We start from the raw sequence: 21,417 nt of genomic DNA on the forward strand, positions 1-21,417 counted from the left end.
GATCGGACGCAACCAGGGCCCCTCCATCGGTGCGGCTGATCACCACGATCACCGGGGCCTTGTCACCCCCGGGGAATTGCCTGGCCAGCGCGTCGACTTGAGCGGATTGCGCGTCGACGGGAACGGATTGTGGGGATTGGCCCGCGGCGGCGTTACCACCGATGAGCACCATCAAGGCGGCACCCAGCGCGGCCGCGGCCAGCGCGAGCAGCCACGAGCGCCGCCCCGTCACCGCGGCGGCCACGGAATCCCACACCACGTTTACAACCCTTTCAGTTTGTTAAACATTAATCAACTGAAATGACGTATCACCGCGCGACGACGCCGGCGGTACGCAGGAGGGGCACTATGGACATTATGGACGCGGAGCCCGGGCAGTGGCGGACGCACGGGGGTGCCTGCGATGACCGCTGACCGCGGCGAGATGACCACCCGCAAGCGGCGGCACATCGATGTCTGTCTGAGCGAGCCGGTGGGCTATGACGGCGTCACCACCGGCCTGGACCGCTATGGACTGCCGTACAACGCGCTGACCCAGACGAATCTGGGCGACATCGATTTGTCCACCGAATTTTTCGGTGCCCGCCTGCGGTCGCCGATACTCATCGGCGCGATGACGGGGGGCGCCGAGCTGTCCGGGACGATCAACCGCAATCTGGCCGCGGCGGCGCAACAGCTCGGTCTGGGCATGATGCTGGGCTCGCAGCGCATCATGTTGGACAGCGCGCTGGGGCAGCGCGCGGCGGACAGCTTCACGGTGCGCGATGTCGCGCCGGATGTCTTGCTGTTCGGCAACATCGGTTTGGCCCAACTGACGAAAGCGGCGGTGCCGGACCTGGCGAAGGCCCTCGACCGGGTGGGCGCGGATGCGCTTGCCGTGCATACCAATCCGCTCCAGGAGGCGATGCAGCACAACGGCGACACCGACTTCTCCGGGTCGCTGAGCAGGTTGCGCGATGCCGCCGACACCGTCGACTGTCCGGTGCTGCTCAAGGAGGTCGGGCACGGCATCGGTGGTGCGGCGGCCGCGGAGCTGGTCGGCAGCGACGGCGAAGTGCCGGTGGCCGGAATCGACGTCGCGGGTGCGGGCGGCACATCGTGGTCGCGGGTCGAGCAGTTCGTGCGGTACGGCGAACTGCGCTATCCGCATCTGGCCGACTGGGGTATCCCGACCGCCCGCGCCATCGTGGAGGTGCGTGCGGTGCTGCCGGCGATCCCGTTGGTGGCCTCCGGGGGCATCCGTACCGGTATGGACGCGGCCAAGGCGATCGCACTGGGTGCCGATGTCGTGGCTCTGGCGCGTCCGTTGCTGCCGGCGGCCATCGAATCGACTGCCGCCGTGGTCGATTGGCTACAGCCGTTCATTGACGAGCTGCGCATCTGCCTGCACGGCTGTGGCGCGGCGAACCTGGCGGACCTGCGCGATGTCGACCTCGTCGGCGCGGGCTAGGTCCGCGGGACGTGGCCGTCATCGTGGCGTACGGTTCGCTAATCGGGCGCGGCGCCCCGTCGTGCCGGGGTGCGACGGCCTTTGACCGTCGCGCGCTTGGGTTCGGTAGCCGCGGGCGTCTTGGGACTCGGTGCGGCCAGCCGTGATTCGAAGCTGGCCATCGCCTCGATCATCGCGGTGAACACCCGATGGGCCGCCGCCAGGTCGCGATCGGGGAGGTCGGCCAGGGCCGTATGTAGCTCGGCGCCAAGGGGAGTGAAGAACGACCGGGCGAGCGCCATGCCCGGTTTCTCGTAGCGGAGCAGGGTTTTGCGGCGGTCCTGGGGATCGGGTTCGCGCCGGAGGTGGCCCGCGTCGATCATGCGGTCGACCAGGTAGGTGATCGCGGCCGGCGAGACGTCCATGCGGCGGCGCAACTGGGCCGCCGTCAACGGCTCGCCGGCGGTTTCGGCGACCATGATGTGCAGCAACGCGTGAAAATCCGTGCCGCTGACATCGTTTTGCCGGGCGAAGTGCCGGCCGATGCGGTCGGACTGCGCCGTGATCGCGCGCATATCGGCCGACATCAATTTCTCGAGTTCGGCTCGGTCTGGTCGCCGGTCAGCGGCGCCGCGCTTGGTCACTTACCCGCATCCTTTTTGCGTACGCCAGCCAGCGTATCGGTGACCGCTATCCGCGGCGGGCGAAACGCCCGGGCGTTTCTGGCGCCATCAGCCTACGGCACCCCCGGTGGATCGCCGGCACGGTGGCTCAGCCGCGCCGCGCGGCCCGGCTCAGGACTTCGCGGGGTCATGGCCCCAGTGCATCACCGAGTACCGCCACGGGCTTTCGTCGCGGTCGCCCTGCGGGCGTTGCGCCAGGTGGCGCTAGGCGTGACTGACAACCTTTCGCCTGTGCGCACAGTCGGCATCGGTGAGGGCGCGGTCAATCCTCGATGCCGTTGTCGCGCATCATGTTGCGCGGCGCAGCGCTTCGGGCTTGTGCACCGCGTCGGCGCCCGTCTTGTGGTCGCCCGTGTGGAATTCGTTGTCGCTCATACCGATTCGCCTGTCGGCGATTCGTCACCGGGGGAGGCGGTGTGGGCCGGGTGTCCGGCGGTGCGGCGGCGCTCTTTCAGGGCCATCTCGTAGACGTGGCGGCGCCCGTCGGCGAGCCTGTTTCGCACCAGCTGTTCGAGCTGTGTGAAGCACCGGTAGTAGCCGTCGTCGTAGTCCTCCACGACCTGAAAACTCCACCGGCCCGGCAGGACGTTGCGCCCGATCAGCTCGGTGCTGATCTGTTGGGCCAGGTCGGCGTGGCCGGTGTCGCGCAACCGCGCCACCGCCTCGTCCAGCTGCAGGTCGGCCCGTCCGGTGAGCTGATGGAAGGAATACAAATGCCCGCGGGCACGTTCGATGGTTTCCAGCGCCTCGGTCACCTTTCCCACCGCCTGCGCCACGCCGTCGATCTCGCCACTGGCCGCGTCGTCCATGGTTTCCTCCCCGGGTTGGCCAGAGCATTCCCGGCGCGCGTGAGCCCGAACCGTCGGATTCGGTGATTCATCTTCTGAATGGTTAAGGGATTGGCGTAACCGCCTCGCCGCCGGGCGCGGCGGTTTGAACGGGTTCGCTCCGGGTATCTGATGTGGCGATGACTGTGATCGAGACGTCACGACGGCTGGGACGCGCCGAGCGCAAAGTGCTGCGCCTGCAACGGCGTTTGTGGCTTGCGCAGTTGGCCATGTGGCCCACCGCGCTCGCGGTGGCGGCGGCCCTGCTGGCGGGCACGGTGTGGGTGCTGCGCCGGCGATCGGCCGGCCACCGGCCCGACCCCTCGCCCGACGCCGGGCTGGATCAGCCGAGTCCGGCGCGAACCTGGTAGCGACGCTCGGCATAGGCGAGGTCGTCGCGCCAGAGCTTGGTCGCCGCGTATCGCATGAGCGGGGTGATCAGCGGCGCCGCCCGAGCGGCGCGCGCGAAGCCGGGCCGGTCCGAATGCGCGATGGTGGCCTCCAGGACCGCGGTGCGCGGCCGACCGTCGGGGTTCGAACCCAGTGGGGTCGCATGGGTTTCGACGACGCTGCCCGTCCCCTCGCCGTCCACGATGCGCATGACGATGGTGCGTGCCTCCGGGCAGGTGAACTCCGCGATGACGGGCACGCCGACGCGTCCCATCCGGAAGGTCACCGCCACCAGGAATCGGTCCGCCTCTTCGGTGGGCGTGGTGAGCACGTCGAGCCGGGTGAACGAGTAGGGGTGAAACCACGCGCCATGCCAGGGATCGAGCCGGTTGGCGATGACGTCGGCCGGTTCGCAGACGCCCACCACGCGGGCGACCGCGCTCAGGGTGTCACCGGTGGGCCGTTGCGCGATCACCGGCCGGTCCAGCGGGTCCTCCTTGCCCACCGCGTCCAGGCGCACCCACGCCAACACGCCGTCGTCGTGACTGGGCAACGGGCTCCACCCGAATTCGCCAGCCTGTCCGTCCAGCCTCAGCCCGTGCCAGCGGCAGATCAGCGCGCCCCGGTGCACGGCGCCGGTGGCGAGGTCGGCGCCCAAATGGGGGCAACTGCGCGGCCCCACGCACAACCGCCCGCGTTCGTCGCGCCAGGCCACCACCTCGACACCGGCGACGCGGGTGCCGTAGGGGCGCCCGGCGGGCACCTGTCGGCTGGCGGCGAAGGCATACCAGTTGCCGGTGGGTCTGCGCTGCGAGCGGCGCAGTGCGCCCTCGATGATGGCGGGTTGTGCGTCGCGGTAGGTCGGGCGCTGATCGGCCCATGACCCGCGCGGGATCACCTGCAGTGGCCACCCTTTGGCCCGGGCGGCGGACAGTCGCTGCTGTAGCTGTGCTCCGAGCTTCATGTGGTGGATCTTTCGCGGGCGGCAAGCCATCGAAGCAGCGGTGACCGGCCTTGGGTGGGTACCGTGGCCAACGGATGTCCGGCTAAACCCCATCGTTGCAGGAGTTGGTTCGCGGCGCACCAGCCGGTGGTGGCCGCGCGCTCCATGAGCGCCACCGGCAAGTCGATGCGGATGGCGTCGCCGGCCAGCACCACGCCCGGGGTGGGGGTGCGCACCGGGGGACGGAAGGGATAGGAGCCCGGCGCAAACAGCGGACAGTCGCTGCGATGCAGCAATTTCTCGTGCACGATCTGTGCCGCAGCGGTTTCCGGATACACCCTGTGCAGCTGTCGTAGGGAGGCGGCGCGGGAGGGCGCGGAATCCAGTGCGTAGGAGTGCAACTCGACGACGGAGCCGTGATGCGCGCCGGCCCAGTCGCGTGCTTCGCGTTCGTAGCGCTCCAGCACGCTGATGTTGTCGAGCGGTTCGTGGCCCGCGGTGCCCAGGAACGCCGGCCGGTGCGGTGCGACCGGGCGGTCGAGCCACAACCGGTGCACGGCGAACGGCGGAGCGGTGCGCTGCCGCGAGATCTGGGTGCGCCAGGCCTCGGTGCCCAGGTCGTTCGACGCCGCGACGATCCGCTGCAGGCCCGTGGTGTCGGTGGCCAATACGACGGCGTCGACCTCGTCGCGGTCGTCGGAATCGGTGTGCAGCCGGAAAGGCTTCGCCGGGTCGGCGTCGATGCGCAGGACTTTGGTGGCGAGCCTGAATCGCACGCCCCGCCGCTCGAGGTAGTCGCGCAGCGGCCGCCACAGCGCGCTGTCGTAGTTCGCCGACGGCACGTCGAAGATCAGGCCTTCGGAGGAGCCCAGGAAGTAGATGTGGAACATGGTCGCCAACTCGGCCGCGGACAGCTCGGCGGGGTCGGCGAAGAAGCTGCGGGAGAACACCTCGAACGCCAGATGCCGTGCGGCCTCGGGGAATCGGATGTCGGAGAGAAAAGTCGCGGCGTCGGTGTGGTCCAGGCGCTGGTAGGTTCCGGGCACCGATACGGCCGCCAGGGGCGCGGCCGCGCGCGCGTCGATGCGGGTGAAGTCACGAAGCCGGAACGTCGGGCTGCGCGCCGCGAAGACGACGGCGTTCCACGGCGGCGTGCGCGGCAGCCCGCGGAAGCTGTCGCGCCGGCCGGCGCCGTCGATCAGCGGGTAATCCTGCACGGGAGTGAGCATCCGCAATTGCGGGTCGATGCGGCTCAGCAGGGCGCGCAGGTTGTAATACTGCCGGAAGAACGCGTGAAAGCCGCGGTTCATCGCGAGCTCGGCGCCGCCGTCGCGCTCGGTCCAGCCCCCCACCCGGCCGCCGAGGTAGTCCTCGCTTTCGATGACCTCGACGGCGACGCCGCGCTCGGCCAGGCCGGTGGCCGCCGTCAGCCCGGCGATCCCGCCGCCGACGACCGCCACCCGCGGGCGTGCGGGCAGCGCGCCGGCGTCCGCCAATCCCGTTGGGGCGGCGAATGTTCGGCGCCGCCGATCGGCGGTCATCGCGGCGCATCCGCTAAGAAGGTGTGCACGATGTTGGCTTCCCAGCCGGGCATCGTCTCGCTGTGCACCGCGGTGAAGCCGGCGTCGGCCAGGCGGGTCCGGAACCGCTCGGCGCCGTCGAACTCCAGCACGCTGCGCCACAGATAGCGATACAGTCCGGCGTCGCGGGTGCGCCACCATCCGGCGGGAATGATGATGCCCCAACACACGGCGTGCCAGATGCGGGTGGCCGCGGGGGAGTCGCGCACCGAATACTCGTGCACCGCCAGGGTGCCGCCCGGGCGCAACAGCGTGCGGAACCTGCGCAACTGTGCATCGCGGTCGGCGACGTTGCGGATCAGGTAGGCCGCCAGGATGCCGTCGAACGGTCCGGTGATCCCGTGCTCGGCCAGCTGTTCGACCGCGGTGTGCACGAAGCGCACCGAGGCGGGCCACTGCTTGGCGTGCGCCGCGTCCAGCATGCCGCGCGACGCGTCCACGGCGACGATGTCGGCCTCCGGGGCGACGGCGAGCAGCGCGGCCGTCGAAGCACCAGTGCCGCAGCCGGCATCGAGCAACCGTAACCCCTTGCCGCGGGCCGGGATTCGCATCCGGCGCGCCGACAGCATCAGCTGCGCGTGGTAACCGGGGCTGGCGCCGACCAGCCGGTCGTAGGCCGGCGCGCCCGCGTCGAACGCGGCCGTCAAGTCGCCGGGCGCGGTGCCCGCATCACCGAGGCGCACGTTGCCGCTCCCACAACAGCAGCACCGCGGTGACCAACGCGAAGCCGAACAGAAAGTCTTCGACCGGGATGTCGAACGGGAAGCGCACGCCGCTCAGCTGCCGATCGTCATAGATGACGATGGGGGAGCTGAGTTTGGTTAGCCAGCCGTCCACCGGGATCTGGAAGCCCAGCACGATCACCATCGACAGCCAGTACGCCGGACGCCGGAAGAGCCCGGTCCGCAATACCGCCAATTCCAGTGCGCAGACCAGCAATACCGCCAGCGCGGCCGGCAGCGTGTAACCGATGCCCGTCACCGGCGGCGCACCTTCGCCAGGATGGTGGTCACGGCGTTGTAGGTCAGCAACGCGCAGATCGGGATGACGAGGAAGAACAGCACCTCTTCGATCGGGACCCGGAACGGGATGCCCAGGCCGCACAGGTAGGCGCGGTCGTACGTCCAGATGTGCGCGGCGACGGCGATCTCATCCCAGAGCAAGAACACCGCGGCCACCGGCACGACCGCCTTGACGACACGTCGCCACTGGCGGTAGACGCCGGGGCCGAAGATTTCCAGCGGCGCGGTGATCACCAGGCAGGCGGCCAGCACCGCCAGGTATTGCCACCGATCGCTCATGCGGCCCCCGATTGACGAACGCCCCGCGCGTCGTTCCGCGCCCGCCACGACCGTATCAGTCCGGCGCCGGCGACCCGGAGCCGTCGCGCGGTGCCGACGGTGGCCCGGCGATCGAACACCGCGAAGTCGCTTCTTTCGATGCAGTCCAGGATCTCCGAGTACAGCGCCGCCGCGGTCGCGACGCACGGTCGTGAGCGGCGGGCCAGCGTGGCGATCCCGTCGGCGGCGAATCGGTAGGTCTGCCGGGCGATTTCGTGCTGGGCGACCAGGGCCCGGCGCACCCGCGGGTCGGTGCGGCGGTGCGTGTGACACCACATCAACAGCTCCCGGTCGACCCCGTCGGCGGCCAGTTCGTCGGCCGGCAGGTAAACCCGGCCGCGCTGCAGGTCCTCGTCGACATCACGCAGGAAGTTGGTGAGCTGGAACGCCCGGCCCAGCGCCGCGGCGTACGGCTCCGCCTCGTGCACCGGCGTCACCGTTCCCAATATCGGAAGCACTTGCAGGCCAATGGCTTCCGCGGAGCCGCGCATATAGCGGTTGAGGGCCTTGCGGTCCGGATAGTCGGTGACCGTGAGATCCATCCGCATCGACGCCAAGAAGTCCTCGAACAGATCCGCGCTGATCCGATAACGCCGCACCGTGTGTGTCACGGCGGCCACGAGCGGGTCGTCCAGATGAGCGTCGCCGGAAAAGAACCGCTCCGACAGCTGCTGAAGCCTGCGGCCGCGGACGTCGGCGCCGACGCTCGGGTCGAGATCGTCGAGGATGTCGTCGGCGTAGCGGGCGAAGCCGTACAGCGCGTGCACCGGTGGTCGCTGGTCGGGTGCGAGCAGCCGGGTGGCCAAAAAGAACGTGCGGCCATGCGCGGCATTGAGTTCCCGGCACCGGCGATACCCGTCGCGCAGCCGGGGATCGTCGATCCCGGCCGCGGTCAGCTCGCTGCGCATCACGGCAGCCTCGCTTTCATGTCGAAGCGCGTCGTCGCCCGCGCGGCGACGCCGGTGATGCGGTCGGCGGCGAGCCGCCCGGAAATCAGCGTGGTCGGCACGCCGACCCCGGGCACCGTGGAGGACCCGGCGAGCACCGCGTTGTCGATGCCGCGCACCATGTTGCCGGGGCGAAACGGACCCGTCTGGCCGAACGTGTGGGCGAGCGCGAACGGACTGCCGGCGGCCATGCCCTGACGCGCCCAGTCGGCGGGCGTGACGACACCCAAAACCGTTGCGTCGTGCGCCAAACCGGGCAGCAGCCGGTCGGCGACGAGCGCGATCATGTCCTCGACATAGGGGCCACCGGCGCCGGCCCAATCGATGGTGCCGCGATCCAGGTTCGGCGCGGGGGCGAGCACGTAGAGCAGATCGCGCCCGTGCGGCGCCAGGGTGGGGTCGCTGGCCGTCGGCCGGGTCACCAGCAACGACGGATCCCGCATGAGTTGTCCGTCATCGACGATGTCGGTGAACGTCTGATTCCATGCCTCGCCGAACAGGATGGTGTGGTGGGCGGTCGGGGATTCGACGGCCGGACAACCCAGGTGCGCCACGACGGCCGACGGCGAGGGGTGCAGCCGCACCGCTCGGCGCGGCGCGCGGCCCAGCATCGCGTAGGTCTGCGGCAGTTCGGTCGTCAACACCACCGCGTCGCAGGCGATGCGTCCGGATTGCTCGGTCACCACGGCGCCGACCCTGCCGCCGGACCGCTCGAGCGCGGTAACTGTTGTGTTGTAACGGAATTCGACACCGGCGGCGGCGGCGGCCGCGGCCAGCGCGTCGGGCAGCGCCCGTACCCCGCCACGCGGAAACACCACGCCCGAGATGGTGTCCATGTAGGCGATCACCGCGTAGACCGCCAGGGCGTCGCGCGGCGCCACGCCGGCGTACAACGACTGGAAGGTGAAGATCCGCTGCAGCCGCGGGTCGCTGATGTAGCGCTTGACCATCCGGTCCCATTTGCGGAAGCCGCCGATCGCGGTCAGCCGCGCCAGCTGCGGCGTGAGCAGCGACAGCGGCGAGTCGAAGTTCGCGGCGATGAACCCGTCGAACTCGGTGCGGTACAACCGCGTCAGCCACTGTCGAAGCCGTCGGTAGCCCGCTGCCTGCCCGAAGCCAGCGAACTCCGCGACGGCGTCGGCCATCCGGTCCGCGTCGCTGTGCACGTCCAGCGCGCTGCCGTCGGCGAACACGGCGCGATAGGCCGGGTCGACGGTGAGCAGCTCCATCCGGTCGCATAGCTTTTCGCCGACCGCTGCGAACGTCTCGTCGATGATGTCCGGCATGGTAAGCACCGTCGGGCCGGTGTCGATGCGGTAGCCGCCGATGTCGAGGCGTCCGGCCCGGCCGCCGGGCCACGGCTCGCGCTCGACCACCGTGACCGCGCGGCCCCGGCCGGCCAGGTGCAACGCCGCGGCGAGGCCGGCCAGTCCGGCGCCGACCACCACCACGTGATCCCCGCGCCCTTCGATGGTCCGCATGATCAACAGGCTCCCCGGTCGGTGCTGGTCATTCGGCGCGATCCGTGCAGACGGCAGCCATCTCGGCCAGCGCGGTGCGAACTGGCCCGTCGATCGGCAGGTCGGCGAGGTGGTCGCACGCGGATGCGACGCGGTCGCCGATCATCCCCTCGATCAGCTGCACGGCGCCCGTCTCGACGATGAGCGCTTTCCACCTCTCGATCGCGGTGTCGTCGAGGGTTGCACGATTCGCGAGCTCGTGGAGTTCACGCCGGGCCGGCGCATCGGCCAGCTGGTGGGCGGCCGCCACGACGCTGGTCGCCTTGCGCTCGAGCAGATCGCCCGCGCAGGGCTTGCCCGTGACGGCCGGCGAACCGAAGACGCCGAGCACGTCGTCGCGGAGCTGGAATGCCTCGCCGACAGCGGCGCCGTAGCGGCCCAGCTGGGACAGCGTCCGATCGTCGCAGCCGCCCATCGCCGCCCCGATTTCCAGCGGCCGGCGCACGGTGTAGTTGCCCGACTTACGCCGTGCCACGTCGAGCACGACGTCCAGCGCGGGCATCCGTCGTGCATCGTTGGTCAAGTCGGCGAATTGCCCGACGGCGAGCTCGGTGCGCATGGCGTCGTAGCGGGGCCACGCGCGTTGCAGGCGCAGGGGTTCGACGCCGCTGTCGCGCAGCATCTGTTCGGCCCAGATGAGGCAGAGGTCGCCGAGCAGAATGGCGGCCGATTCGCCGAATCGCTGCGAGGAGCCGGACAATCCGCGCTCGCGGTGCCATTGGCCGAATTGCCGGTGCGCCGAGGGGCGGCCGCGCCGTTCGGCGGAACCGTCCATGACGTCGTCTTGCAGCAACGCAAAGGCGTGCAGCAGTTCGAAACTGGCCGCGGCACGCCGGGCGGCGTCGTCGGGCGGCGCGCCGCACAGCCAACCCAGGTAGGCGAAGGTGGACCGCAGGCATTTTCCGCCGGAGACGAACTGCACCAGAATGTCGCCGGCGGCGTCGACGCGCGCCTCGTCCAGTTCGCCGACGCGTCGCGCGGCGACGAAGTCGGCGACGTCGCCCAACACCATCCGCCGTACGTTCGACCGCCATGCTTCGAAGTCGTCGGCGTTGCACCAACCGATCGCCACCGGCGGCGACGCCGTGGCCGGTGAAAACGACAAAGCCCTCATTGTGCGCAAGCGCTCCCTCCTGGACGGCTTGGCATGCCCAGGCCTGAGCGGTCTAAACACACGCGTCATACCCGCCGATGAGGCGGGCAAAACCACAGCGCCGACCGTCAGACGCGTCCCGCGTCGCCCGCTACCCAGATACCACCTTGTTCAGTAACTTAAACATTAATTTAATGAACATCAGCGCGATGCGCCACCCGGGCGGGACGCCGGCGTGCCCCATCCGGCCCGTCGTCGCAGCTTCTCGCTTAACCATTAAGTAACTGAAATGGACGGCCGATCGGGGATATGCTGCACAGAGTTATGGACGCTGATGCCCAGCGCTGCGGCCGCGACGAGCTGGAGTCGCTGATCTCGGCCGATCTGCGGGAACTGTCAACCGAGTCCGATCAGATCGGCCGTCTGTTCGCGCCGACACATAGCTTGCGAGTCAACGATTTTCGCGCCCTCCTCCATATCATGGCGGCCGAAAACGGGGGGCGGCCGATGACCTCCGGCGACCTCAGCCACCGGATGGGGTTGTCGGGATCCGCGATCACCTACTTGGTGGACCGGCTCATCGACGGGGGTCACATCCGTCGGGACAATCATCCCGGCGACCGCCGAAAGGTGGTGCTGCGCAACGACGAATCCGGCGTGGCCACCGCACGATCGTTCTTCAGCCCGCTGGGCACCCATACCCAGGTCGCGCTCAGCGACCTACCCGATGGGGACCTCAGCGCCGCCCACCGAGTGCTTCGCGCGCTGATCGATGCGTTGCGGCGCTTCGGCGACGAACTGGGCGGCGAGCCGAAACCATGATCACTGCAACGGGTTGCCGGAGGGCCGAGGTGGAGCATTCGTTTCCTGGCCTTTGTCCGCTGGCACGTGTTCGCTTCTCGGCTGGTCCCCGCGTGGTTTGACCGCGGGAACGACGGGTATACGCGTGTCAAGTAGTCAACGCGATAGGCCCCATGGTGGACGTGAGGGGTGATGCGTCCCAATGGAAGAACTCGGCAGCCGGTGGTACCGGCTAGCGATCACCACCGCGTCCGCGGCGTCGCTCATCTTTGCACCGGCTCAGGCGGGCGCCGACCCGGGCAGCACGGTGTTCCCCGGAATGGAGATCCGCCAAGGTAACACGGTCTGCCTGGTCGGACTGGTTGAGCCGCGGCTACGCGTCGCCGTGACCAGTGGCCAGTGCGACGGCGGGACGTCGATGGTCACCGACCGGGACCGCAAGCCGATCGGCTCGGTGGTGCTCGGGCGCCGCCAGGTGGAGGCCGAGTCAGGAGCGGACACCTCGATGCTGCCCGTGGAATACGAAGTCATCGCGATCGCGCCGGACGCGACGGTCAGCAATGTGCTGCCGACGGGGCGCCGTCTGACGTCCACCCCCGGCCTGCGCGCGCAACCGGGCATGCCGGTGTGTCAGCTGCGCAGCGCGGCCGGCCAACGATGCGGTTCGGTCAGCTCGGTGGGTAATGGCCGTTTCGCCATGACCGACATGGGGTTCGGCAGCCGGGACTTCGGCGGTCCGGTCTACGCGCTCACCGACGACAACAACGCCGTGATCGTGGGATTGATCGAGGGCACCTGGAAATCCTCGCCCCAGATCGAGTCCTGGCAGGCGGTCATGGCGCAGGTCTACATCGACAGCCACACCTACAGTCCCGCTCCGCAACAACAACCGTTGCCCGTTCTGCGAATGATCTAGTCGACACCCGAATCGCTCGTCCCGTTTCCCCGGCCGCGGAATGGGAATCCGCCGCCGGTGAACGTTTTCGAACTTGCGGCGTTGCCCTTCCAGTGGGGCTCGGCGATCCGGGGTAAGCGCTTCTTCCACCCGACCGGAGTGCTGGCGGAGGGCTTCATCGAGCGCGTCGCCCCCGCGAATCAGGGCCTGCCGGTCGCCTCGTCGCAGATTGTTGCGCGCGTGTCGAAAGCCACCGGCACGCCAGGGGCGCTGCCCGACTTCATCGGGCTGGCCTTCCGGCTGCCCCCACCGGAGCCCTCGGACAAGCCGTGGGACATCCTGCTGGTCTCCTCGGGGTCGGGCGTGCTGTCGCGCGCGCTGGCGCTGCGGCCGGTCACGTCGTGGAACGGTCAAACGCTGACCACACTGATGCCGCTGCACTATCAGGACAACAACTGGTGGCTGCGAGCCCGAACCTCCAGCGAGATCGGCGGCACGGGACTGTCGCTGGACAGCGTCCGGGCGAAGCTCGAGCGCAGCAACATCGAGGTGGCGCTCGACCAGGCCTGCGGCAGAGGCGCTTTCACACCCTTGGCCCGCCTGACCCTGACCACCGCGATCGATCCCGAGCGCGACCACGACGTGTCGTTCGACCCCGTCCTCAACACGGCGCCCGGGCTGAGCCTGCACCCCAGGTGGTTGGCGGATCTGCGCGCCCGCGCCTATCAGCACAGCCGCGACGGCAGAGACGCCGACGAGTAGCCGCCCTTCCAGGGAGGTGGCCGGTGTCCACGCGGATCAGAGCGTCGTCAACCGGTGCGGCCCAACAGGTGGCGTAGCGCCCCCTCGAGGTCGGGCCGGCGGAACCGGTGCCCCGCGGCGGCCAGCTTGGCCGGAGCCACCCGCTGGCTCGCGGTCGCCAGTTCGCGGGCGCCCTGCCCGCCCAGCAGCAGCCGCGGACCCAGCGATGGCACCGGCACCACCGCCCGCCGGTGCAGCACCGACGCCAGGGTGGCGGTGTATTCGCGGTTGCGGACCGGTTGTGGCGCAACGGCATTCACCGGGCCCGACAACGTGGCGTCCCAGAGCGCGCGGTGGTAGACGTCCACCAGGTCGTCGATGCCGATCCAGGACAGCCACTGGCGACCGTCACCCAGCCGGCCGCCCAGCCCGGCGCCGAACAGCGGGCGCATCAGCCTCAGGGTGCCACCGGCGGGCGATTGCACGATGCCGGTGCGCACCCGCACCACCCGCACCCCGGCCTGCTGCGCCGGCGCGGTCGCCGCCTCCCAGTCGGTCACCACGTCCGCCAGAAACCCGTCGCCCCGATCGCTGTCCTCGGTGAGCGTTTCATCGCCACGGTCGTACCCGTAGTAGCCGATCGCCGACGCCGAGATCAGTGTGGCGGGGCGCGGCGCGCTGCGGCTCAGCAGTTCGGCCAGCCGCCGGGTCGGCTCAATCCTGCTGTCCCGGATGGCGTTCCGGTGTTTGTCGGTGAACCGGCCGGCGATGGATGCTCCCGCCAGGTGGATCACCGCGTCGACACCGTCGAACAGCCCCGGGTGGGGATCGTCGGGGTTCCAGCGCCGCTCGTCGTCGCCGCGCGCGGCACGCCGGACCAGCTGGACCACCCGATGCCCGCCGGTGCGCAGGAAGGCGGTCAACGCCGAACCGACCAGTCCCGACGAGCCGGTGACCGCGATCGTCATCGGCCGCAGCCCGTTCTCGGCGGCCAACCGGTGCGCGGCCATGTCGTCGGCCAACTGCCGGTGCCGGTAGTCGAACATGGGCCGCAACAGCGACCCGGGCACCGGCGTCTCGACCCGGTCGATCACCCTGGTGCGGTTGCCGCCGAGGTCCTCGAACTCATGAATGTGACGCCAGCGCACGGCGATTCGCGCCGGGAGGGTCGCCAGGCCGTCGCCGCCGATGGTGTCGACGAACCGGCGCGGCGGGTCGTAGCCGTCCGGCTGATGGACGGCGACCCAGCGCAGGCCGCCGGGCAGCGCCAGCGTCGCGCGCCCGTCTTCGAGCGAGGCGGCCTCGGTGACCAGGCGCATCGGCTGCCACGGCGGCGAGAGCCGGGCGAACGCCCCGGGCCTGGCATACCAGTCGAAGACGTCGGTGATTCCGGCGTCCACGACGCTCGAATACTCCAGCCCCATGCCTGAAACGTTAGCGCCTACCGGTCCGGCAGGGCGTGCTCGACGATGGGCAGCCGGGCGTGCGGCTGGCGCACCCCACGCTTGGCCGACAGGTACACCTGCGCCGTCTTCTCGGCCACCGTGTGCCAGTCGAAATCCGACGTGAGCCGTTCGCGGGCGGCGTGGGCGCGCCGCTGCGCGGCCTGCGGATCGTCGAGCACGGTGCGCACTGCCGCGGCCAGCCGGGCCACGTCGCGAGGCGGGCACGAGACACCGGTCTGGCCGTTGATCACCGCCTCGCCCAGGCCGCCGATGTCCGAGGTCACCAGGGGAGTGCCGGCCGCGGCCGCCTCCAGGGCCACGATCCCGAACGGCTCGTAGTGACTGGGCAGCACCGCGGCGTCGGCGCGGTGCAGGACGGCCAGCAGCTCGGTGTGTTCGAGGTGCCCGACGAACCGGATCGCCTTGAGCACCCGGTGTTTTCGGGCCTGCTCGACGAGCCACGCCTGCTGGGTGCCCTCGCCGGCGATGGTCAGGGTGGTGCCGGGGTGGCTGCGCCTGATCCGCGGGAGCGCGGCGATGACGTCGTGCACGCCCTTCTCGTATTCCAGCCGGCCCAGATACAGCAGTTCGGCCGGCCCGGTGCGCGGGCGGCGCGCGGCAAAGGGCCACCGCGCCGTCTCGATGCCGTTGCAGATCACCGTGATCTCGGCCAGGCCGGGTCCGAACAGTTCGGTGATCTCGTCGGCCATCGACGCCGAACACGTGATCAGCGAGTCGGATTCGCGCACCAGCCACGACTCGACCGCATGCACCTGACGGCTGATCGCACCGCTGACCCAACCGGAATGCCGGCCGGCTTCCGTCGCGTGGATCGTGGAAACCATTGGCGCATCGTAGAATTGGGCCAGCGCGATCGCCGGGTGGGCCACCAGCCAGTCGTGGGCGTGCACGACGTCGGGCCGCCAGGGGCGGTTGGTGCCCGGTTCGGTCAGGGGCAGCCCGGTGCGGATCATGGAGTGGCCCATCGCCAGCGTCCAGGCCATCATGTCGGTGCCGAAGCTGAATTCGTGCGGATCCTGGGCGGCCGCGATCACCCGGACGCCCTCGCTGATCTGATCCGACGACGGATGGCTGCGGGGATCGGTTCCGGTGGGACGCCGAGACAGCACGACGACGTCGTGACCCGCGGCGGCCAGGGCGGTCGACAGGTGGTGCACGTGCCGGCCGAGCCCGCCGATCACCACCGGCGGGTATTCCCACGACACCATCAGGATTCTCACGCCGCGGCCCGCCTCATCGGGGCAGCCTGCGGGCGTCGAGGGCGCCGAACAGGCCGTCGGCGCGATTCCATCCCTCCGCCAGCCGCTGCGCCGTGTCGCGCCGGCCCGACGCCAGCGCGTCGGCGATCTCGCGGGTGGCGTGCGCGTGCAGGTGGGCGCGGTAGCGGGCGTAGTCGGTGGCCGAATCCTTGCTCACCATGAACGGCCAGTCGCTGGACACGGTGAGCAGCGTTTCGCGCAGGATCTGATCGGCGACGTGGTCGCGGGGGATGGGCCCGTCCAGCGATGCCGTCTGGGACAGCGCCTTGTCGACGGTGCCCAGCGCCATGTCGACCACTTCGCCGTTCAGCGCCACCAGGTCGGCGACCTGATCGCCGGCCCACACCTGCCAGTCCTTCCCGGATCCCCACGAGCTGGGCGGCAGGGCGACCGGGCTCCCGACGAAGCCGTCGGCGATGGCGTCGGACAGCGTGCCCACCCGAACCCCCGCCTCGGGCAGGGCCCGCAGCACCCGCTCCAGCCACGTCGGGCCCTCGTACCACCAGTGGCCGAACAGCTCGGTGTCGAAGGCGGCGACGACATGGGCGGGTCGTCCGATGCGCTCGGACTCCGCGAGCAGCCTGTTGCGGACCACCTCGACGAAGTCGGCGACGTGCGTGTCGACCGCGTGGTCGGCGCGCTCGGGATCGTAGGGCGCCTTGTCCTGCGAGGACACGTTGCGGCCCGTCACCCGGGCCGGTTTGAGGCCGGTGAGGTGGTCGTAGGTGTGGAAGTCGCGATAGGCGGCGTGCCCGGGATAGCCGGACTTCGGTGACCACACCCGATAGCTGACCTGCAGATCACGCCCGAACGCCACCACGTCGGTGTCACCGACGGGCCGGCCCAGCGCGGTGTCGCCGTGCAGCGACGGGCCGTCGACCATGAAATGGGTGACGCCCGCGGCCGAGTAGTCGTGCTCCATGCCGGGCGCGTAGGCGCATTCGGGCGCCCAGATTCCGCCCGGGCGCCGGGCCAGCCGGGCCTGCGCGTCGGCCAGGCCCTCGCGCAGCGCGAACTCGCGCAGCCGGGGCGCCAGCAGCGGCTGGAACGGATGCGCCAGCGGGCCGCCGAGCAGCTCCACCGTGCCGGCGTCGAGCAGGCCGCGCAGCAGCGGGCTGCCGCCGTGCCGCCACAGGGTGGCGAAGTCCTGCAGCGCCCCTTCGGCCTCGGCGGATTCACGAATCCCCAAGGCGCGCAGGGCTTCCGGCGTGCACGACGGGTAGCCGGCCGACTTCGACCGGGGGGCGGAACGCACGCTGGTGGCCTCCAGGGCGCGCAGCTGCCAATTGGCGAGCCAGTGATGCATGCCGTCGAGGCAGTACGGGTCGTCGAGCTGCGCGTTGACCACCGGAGTGACGCCGAGCGTGATCAGGCCGCGGCGATCTTCCCCGGCCAACGTGTTCAGCACGCGCATCAGCGGCAGGTAGGACGCCGCCCAGGATTGGTAGAGCCATTCCTCGCCGACCGGCCAGCGGCCGTGATGGGCCAGCCAGGGCAGGTGAGTGTGCAAAACCAGGGTGAAGAGGCCGGGCACCCGGTTCTGCGCGGTGCTCACGGCGCTACCGCGATCGCGATCAGGTCGAGGCTGTCGTCGATGTGGTGGCCGGTGCCGACGCCCTCGCCGGCCTCGACCAGGTCGAAGTCCTCAACGGTGACCGCGGCGACGTCGGCCGCCAGCTGGGGTGGCCACGGCGCATCGGCGACCGCGCGGGCGATCTGCGCGTCGATGATCGAGCCGCCGTGCCGGGCATCCATTTCCCGCAGCCGCGGGCCGTGGAACAGGCCGCTGACCGAGACGTCGCCGAACCCGCCGTCGAGGAGCAGCTGGGTCAGCTCGGCGGCGTTGAGTTCCCGGGTGTGGAAGGGGTTGATCGGGGTGTCACGGCCGGGGGAGAAGGTGATCCGGTTGGGGGTCGACATCATCAGCAGCCCCGACGGCCGCAGCACCCGGGCGCACTCCACGACGAACTGTGTTTGGTCCCACAGGTGCTCGATCACCTGGAAGTTGACCACAACATCCACCGACGAGTCGGGCAGCGGCAGCTGTGCGAGGTTCGCCTGCATGACGTCCACCCGGGGGTAGCGGCCGCGGACATGGGCCACCGCGGCCTCGTCGTAATCCACGGCGATGACGCGGCGGGCGACGCCGGCGATCAGATCGGCGCCGTAGCCCTCGCCGCAGCCGGCCTCGAGCACGTCGGCGTCCACGCAGCGCCCGGCAAGCCGCTGGTAGACGACCTCGTGGCGGCGGAACCAGTAGTTCTCGATGTCCACACCAGGGATGGTGCGCTCGCCCGTCAGCGTCATCACGGCGTCGCCCGCCGACGCGGTGTCGCCGGGGGTGTGCTGCGGGACGTCAGGGACCAGTGCGCTCATTGCATAGGCAGGCTAACGCGAAGTGTCGGATTCGCGAACCGGGGACGTGAGCCCCCGCTTGTGAGACGCCGGACGGGCTGCGAGAACGTGCACTACGACCAGCTATGGTGTGAATGCATACCGCACAAAGTTACCGGGTAGTAACACGGCCGTGCGTTGCGAAAAACGCGTACCGAGGTTTCGTAGTCGATTGCTGCGAGCCCCCTTCGAGGAGGACGAACCACACTCATGACGAACATCGTGGTCCTGATCAAGCAGGTCCCAGACACCTGGTCGGAGCGCAAGCTCTCCGACGGCGATTTCACGTTGGACCGTGAGGCCGCCGACGCGGTGCTGGACGAGATCAACGAGCGCGCGGTCGAAGAGGCGCTGCAGATCCGCGAGCGCGAGGGCGGCGAGGGGTCGGTGACCGTGCTGACCGCCGGTCCCGAGCGCGCCACCGAGGCCATCCGCAAGGCGCTGTCGATGGGCGCCGACAAGGCCGTCCACCTCAAGGACGACGGACTGCACGGTTCCGACGTGGTCCAGACCGGCTGGGCCCTGGCGCGTGCGCTGGGCACCATCGAGGGCACCGAGCTGGTCATCGCCGGCAATGAGGCCACCGACGGGACCGGCGGCGCCGTGCCGGCCGTCATCGCCGAGTACCTGGGCCTGCCGCAGCTCACGCACGTGCGCAAGCTCTCCATCGAGGGGGACAAGGTCACCGGGGAGAGGGAGACCGACGAGGGCGTGTTCACCCTCGAGGCCACGCTGCCCGCGGTGGTCAGCGTCACCGAGAAGATCAACGAGCCGCGCTTCCCCTCCTTCAAGGGCATCATGGCCGCCAAGAAGAAAGAGGTCACGGTGCTGACCCTCGCCGAGATCGGGGTCGAGGCCGACGAGGTCGGGCTTCAGAACGCCGGTTCGACCGTGCTGTCGTCGACGCCCAAGCCGCCGAAGACCGCGGGCGAGAAGGTCACCGACGAGGGCGAGGGCGGCAACGAGATCGCCAAGTACCTGGTCGGCCAGAAGATCATCTAGCACCAGACACCTCCGGACACACGAAAGAGCAAACAACCCATGGCTGAAGTACTGGTGCTCGTCGAGCACACAGAAGGTGCGCTGAAGAAGGTCACCTCCGAACTGATCACCGCCGCCCGCGCGCTGGGCGAGCCCGCCGCCGTCGTGGTCGGCGCGCCCGGGACCGCCGCGCCCCTGGTGGACGGTCTCAAGGAGGCCGGCGCCGCCAAGATCTACGTCGCCGAGTCCGACGACGTCGACAAGTACCTGATCACCCCGGTGGTCGACGTGCTGGCCTCGCTCGCCGAGTCCAACTCGCCGGCCGCGGTGATCCTGTCGGCCAACGCCGACGGCAAGGAGATCGCCGGCAGGCTCGCGGCCCGCATCGGCTCCGGCCTGCTGGTCGACGTGGTCGACGTCCACGAAGGCAACAAGGCGACCTACTCCATCTTCGGTGGCGCGTTCACCGTGGAGGCGCAGGCCAACGGCGACACCCCGGTGATCACCGTGCGCGCCGGCGCGATCGACGCCGAGCCGCAGGCCGGTGCCGGCGAACAGGTCACCGTCGAGGTGCCGGCCCCCGCCGAGAACGCCACCAAGATCACCGCCCGCGAGCCCGCGGTCGCCGGCGACCGCCCGGAACTGACCGAGGCCACCATTGTGGTCTCCGGTGGTCGCGGTGTCGGCAGCGCGGAGAACTTCAGCGTCGTCGAGGAGCTGGCCGACTCGCTGGGTGCGGCCGTCGGTGCCTCGCGCGCTGCGGTCGACTCCGGCTACTACCCGGGCCAGTTCCAGGTGGGCCAGACCGGTAAGACGGTGTCGCCGCAGCTCTACATCGCGCTGGGCATCTCCGGTGCCATCCAGCACCGCGCGGGCATGCAGACGTCCAAGACCATCATCGCGGTCAACAAGGACGAAGAGGCGCCCATCTTCGAGATCGCCGACTACGGCGTGGTGGGCGACCTGTTCAAGGTGGCCCCGCAGCTGACCGAGGCGATCAAGGCACGCAAGGGCTGAGTCAGTCGGCCTCGAAAGCCCCCGGCACCGCGGTGCCGGGGGCTTTTTCGTACCACCGTCCACTCCTGCCACACCGGCACCGTCTCCAGACCATGAACCGAACGCAGGATCCGCTAGCGCCCGCGCTAGCGGATGGCGAACCCCGCCACCACCTCCGCCGGCCGGTGGTGGCGTCGATGCCGCAACAGTTCGTCATCTCACGTGCACCGACACGTCACAGCGGCGATGCCGACTAGCTCATCGACTACGCCACGTTGGGTCCCATGAGCATTGCTTCAGTCCTCATACCCAGCGATACGCCGCGCGGGACGGGGGCCGGCTCGCCGGCCGCGCCGCGCTACTCCCTGTTGCTGTCCACCGACCCCGGCATGATCGAGGCGGCGCAGCGACTCCGGTACGACGTGTTCAGCAGCACGCCCGGGTTCGCACTGCCGGCCGGCCGGGACGAGCGCGATGTCGACCGGTTCGACGAGTTCTGCGACCACCTGCTGGTCCGCGACGACGACACCGGCGAGCTGGTCGGCTGCTACCGCATGCTGGCCCCGGCCGGCGCCATTGCGGCCGGGGGCCTCTACACCGCCACCGAGTTCGACATCCGCGCGCTGGACCCGCTGCGGCCCTCCCTGGTGGAGATGGGACGCGCCGTGGTGCGCGACGGGCATCGCAACGGCGGCGTCGTGCTGCTGATGTGGGCGGGCATCCTGGCCTACCTGGACCGCTACGGCTACGACTACGTCACCGGCTGCGTATCGGTCCCCATCGGCGGCGGCGACGACGACGGCCAGGCGCCGGGCAGCCAGCTGCGCGGCGCCCGCGACTTCATCCTGAGCCGCCACGCCGCGCCGCCGGAATACCGCGTCTACCCGCACCGGCCGGTCGTCGTCGACGGGACGGGGATCGACGACATCGCGCCGCCGGCGCGGCCGTCGGTTCCGGCGCTGATGCGCGGATACCTGCGGCTGGGTGCCCAGGTGTGCGGCGAACCCGCGCACGACCCCGACTTCGGCGTCGGCGATTTCTGCGTCCTGCTGGACAAGGCGCACGCCGACACCCGATATCTCAAACGGCTCCGGTCGGTGTCGGCGGCATCGGAAATGGCCGGCGGCCCGCG

At 69.9% G+C, this 21,417-nt stretch carries 22 protein-coding genes and 1 pseudogene; 8 read left to right on the plus strand and 15 right to left on the minus strand.

Annotation, left to right across the window (positions count from 1 at the left end):
• Positions 1-259: pseudogene (locus tag DQP57_RS22885) on the minus strand (MMPL family transporter); the annotation flags it as partial.
• Between the two features lie 144 nt (positions 260-403).
• Between DQP57_RS22885 and fni the strand changes: the two are divergent.
• Positions 404-1,450, plus strand: a complete 1,047-nt coding sequence (gene fni / locus DQP57_RS22890; RefSeq protein ID WP_112634917.1) for a type 2 isopentenyl-diphosphate Delta-isomerase — start codon at positions 404-406, stop codon at positions 1,448-1,450.
• Between the two features lie 38 nt (positions 1,451-1,488).
• Here fni and DQP57_RS22895 read toward each other — a convergent pair whose 3' ends face one another.
• Together DQP57_RS22895 and DQP57_RS22905 are read right to left on the minus strand one after the other, a co-directional pair.
• A complete protein-coding gene (locus tag DQP57_RS22895; RefSeq protein WP_112634918.1) occupies positions 1,489-2,073 on the minus strand; it encodes a MarR family winged helix-turn-helix transcriptional regulator in 585 nt (194 codons plus the stop codon).
• Positions 2,074-2,483: 410 nt separating this feature from the next.
• Positions 2,484-2,921 (minus strand): hypothetical protein, encoded by a 438-nt coding sequence (locus DQP57_RS22905; RefSeq protein WP_112634919.1) that lies wholly within the window; start codon positions 2,919-2,921, stop codon positions 2,484-2,486.
• A gap of 158 nt (positions 2,922-3,079) precedes the next feature.
• On the opposite strand from DQP57_RS22905, the gene DQP57_RS22910 reads away from it, so the two are divergent.
• On the plus strand, positions 3,080-3,310 hold the full coding sequence (locus DQP57_RS22910) for a hypothetical protein (protein WP_112634920.1): 231 nt from the start codon (positions 3,080-3,082) through the stop codon (positions 3,308-3,310).
• Here DQP57_RS22910 and DQP57_RS22915 read toward each other — a convergent pair.
• From DQP57_RS22915 to DQP57_RS22950, 8 genes are read right to left on the minus strand one after another with little or no spacing between them, the layout of a single operon-like run.
• Positions 3,283-4,293 (minus strand): DUF5914 domain-containing protein, encoded by a 1,011-nt coding sequence (locus DQP57_RS22915; RefSeq protein ID WP_112634921.1) that lies wholly within the window; start codon positions 4,291-4,293, stop codon positions 3,283-3,285. The genes DQP57_RS22910 and DQP57_RS22915 overlap by 28 nt on opposite strands.
• The gene (locus DQP57_RS22920; protein WP_112634922.1) at positions 4,290-5,813 is read right to left on the minus strand and encodes a hydroxysqualene dehydroxylase; all 1,524 of its coding nucleotides are present in this window, start codon (positions 5,811-5,813) and stop codon (positions 4,290-4,292) included. Before DQP57_RS22920 ends, DQP57_RS22915 begins: the two co-directional genes overlap by 4 nt.
• Complete coding sequence (locus tag DQP57_RS22925; RefSeq protein ID WP_112634923.1) at positions 5,810-6,535, minus strand: class I SAM-dependent methyltransferase; 726 nt, start codon at positions 6,533-6,535, stop codon at positions 5,810-5,812. The genes DQP57_RS22920 and DQP57_RS22925 overlap by 4 nt, the downstream gene beginning before the upstream one ends.
• Positions 6,522-6,833, minus strand: coding sequence for a lycopene cyclase domain-containing protein (locus DQP57_RS22930; protein ID WP_112634924.1), 312 nt, complete (start codon positions 6,831-6,833; stop codon positions 6,522-6,524). Before DQP57_RS22930 ends, DQP57_RS22925 begins: the two co-directional genes overlap by 14 nt.
• A complete protein-coding gene (locus DQP57_RS22935; protein WP_112634925.1) occupies positions 6,830-7,153 on the minus strand; it encodes a lycopene cyclase domain-containing protein in 324 nt (107 codons plus the stop codon). Before DQP57_RS22935 ends, DQP57_RS22930 begins: the two co-directional genes overlap by 4 nt.
• On the minus strand, positions 7,150-8,103 hold the full coding sequence (locus DQP57_RS22940) for a phytoene/squalene synthase family protein (RefSeq protein ID WP_112634926.1): 954 nt from the start codon (positions 8,101-8,103) through the stop codon (positions 7,150-7,152). Before DQP57_RS22940 ends, DQP57_RS22935 begins: the two co-directional genes overlap by 4 nt.
• Entirely contained in the window at positions 8,100-9,620 is a 1,521-nt protein-coding gene (crtI, locus tag DQP57_RS22945; protein ID WP_112634927.1) for a phytoene desaturase family protein, read from the minus strand. Before crtI ends, DQP57_RS22940 begins: the two co-directional genes overlap by 4 nt.
• Positions 9,621-9,648: 28 nt before the next feature.
• Positions 9,649-10,773 (minus strand): polyprenyl synthetase family protein, encoded by a 1,125-nt coding sequence (locus tag DQP57_RS22950; RefSeq protein WP_112634928.1) that lies wholly within the window; start codon positions 10,771-10,773, stop codon positions 9,649-9,651.
• Between the two features lie 288 nt (positions 10,774-11,061).
• Between DQP57_RS22950 and DQP57_RS22955 the strand changes: the two genes are divergently transcribed.
• The 3 genes from DQP57_RS22955 to DQP57_RS22965 all read left to right on the plus strand — a co-directional run bounded on the left by DQP57_RS22955 (position 11,062) and on the right by DQP57_RS22965 (position 13,210).
• The gene (locus tag DQP57_RS22955) at positions 11,062-11,574 is read left to right on the plus strand and encodes a MarR family winged helix-turn-helix transcriptional regulator (RefSeq protein ID WP_112634929.1); all 513 of its coding nucleotides are present in this window, start codon (positions 11,062-11,064) and stop codon (positions 11,572-11,574) included.
• Positions 11,575-11,755: 181 nt separating this feature from the next.
• The gene (locus DQP57_RS22960; RefSeq protein ID WP_112634930.1) at positions 11,756-12,469 is read left to right on the plus strand and encodes a hypothetical protein; all 714 of its coding nucleotides are present in this window, start codon (positions 11,756-11,758) and stop codon (positions 12,467-12,469) included.
• Between the two features lie 57 nt (positions 12,470-12,526).
• A complete protein-coding gene (locus DQP57_RS22965) occupies positions 12,527-13,210 on the plus strand; it encodes a phosphodiesterase (protein WP_112634931.1) in 684 nt (227 codons plus the stop codon).
• A 47-nt stretch (positions 13,211-13,257) separates the two neighbouring features.
• Here the strand turns inward: DQP57_RS22965 and DQP57_RS22970 are convergent, their stop codons facing one another.
• The 4 genes from DQP57_RS22970 to DQP57_RS22985 are packed head-to-tail and all read right to left on the minus strand — an operon-like array spanning position 13,258 to position 18,290.
• Positions 13,258-14,613: a TIGR01777 family oxidoreductase gene (locus tag DQP57_RS22970; protein ID WP_112634932.1), complete on the minus strand. Its 1,356-nt coding sequence runs from the start codon at positions 14,611-14,613 to the stop codon at positions 13,258-13,260.
• A 17-nt stretch (positions 14,614-14,630) separates the two neighbouring features.
• Complete coding sequence (locus DQP57_RS22975) at positions 14,631-15,875, minus strand: glycosyltransferase family 4 protein (RefSeq protein WP_112634933.1); 1,245 nt, start codon at positions 15,873-15,875, stop codon at positions 14,631-14,633.
• A 13-nt stretch (positions 15,876-15,888) separates the two neighbouring features.
• A complete protein-coding gene (locus tag DQP57_RS22980) occupies positions 15,889-17,469 on the minus strand; it encodes a 1,4-alpha-glucan branching protein domain-containing protein (protein WP_112634934.1) in 1,581 nt (526 codons plus the stop codon).
• On the minus strand, positions 17,466-18,290 hold the full coding sequence (locus DQP57_RS22985; RefSeq protein ID WP_112634935.1) for a class I SAM-dependent methyltransferase: 825 nt from the start codon (positions 18,288-18,290) through the stop codon (positions 17,466-17,468). The genes DQP57_RS22980 and DQP57_RS22985 overlap by 4 nt, the downstream gene beginning before the upstream one ends.
• Before the next feature lie 228 nt (positions 18,291-18,518).
• Between DQP57_RS22985 and DQP57_RS22990 the strand changes: the two genes are divergently transcribed.
• The 3 genes from DQP57_RS22990 to DQP57_RS23000 form a co-directional block, all read left to right on the plus strand.
• Positions 18,519-19,310 carry an electron transfer flavoprotein subunit beta/FixA family protein gene (locus DQP57_RS22990; RefSeq protein WP_112634936.1) on the plus strand — a complete coding sequence of 264 codons (792 nt, stop codon included), beginning with the start codon at positions 18,519-18,521 and terminating at the stop codon, positions 19,308-19,310.
• A 39-nt stretch (positions 19,311-19,349) separates the two neighbouring features.
• Positions 19,350-20,306 carry an electron transfer flavoprotein subunit alpha/FixB family protein gene (locus tag DQP57_RS22995; RefSeq protein WP_112634937.1) on the plus strand — a complete coding sequence of 319 codons (957 nt, stop codon included), beginning with the start codon at positions 19,350-19,352 and terminating at the stop codon, positions 20,304-20,306.
• A gap of 263 nt (positions 20,307-20,569) precedes the next feature.
• A partial coding sequence (locus DQP57_RS23000) for a GNAT family N-acetyltransferase (RefSeq protein WP_112634938.1) occupies positions 20,570-21,417 on the plus strand: 848 nt, incomplete at its 3' end.

The sequence above is a fragment of the Mycobacterium colombiense genome, assembly GCF_003284935.1.
Classification (GTDB): Bacteria; Actinomycetota; Actinomycetes; order Mycobacteriales; family Mycobacteriaceae; genus Mycobacterium; species Mycobacterium arosiense_A.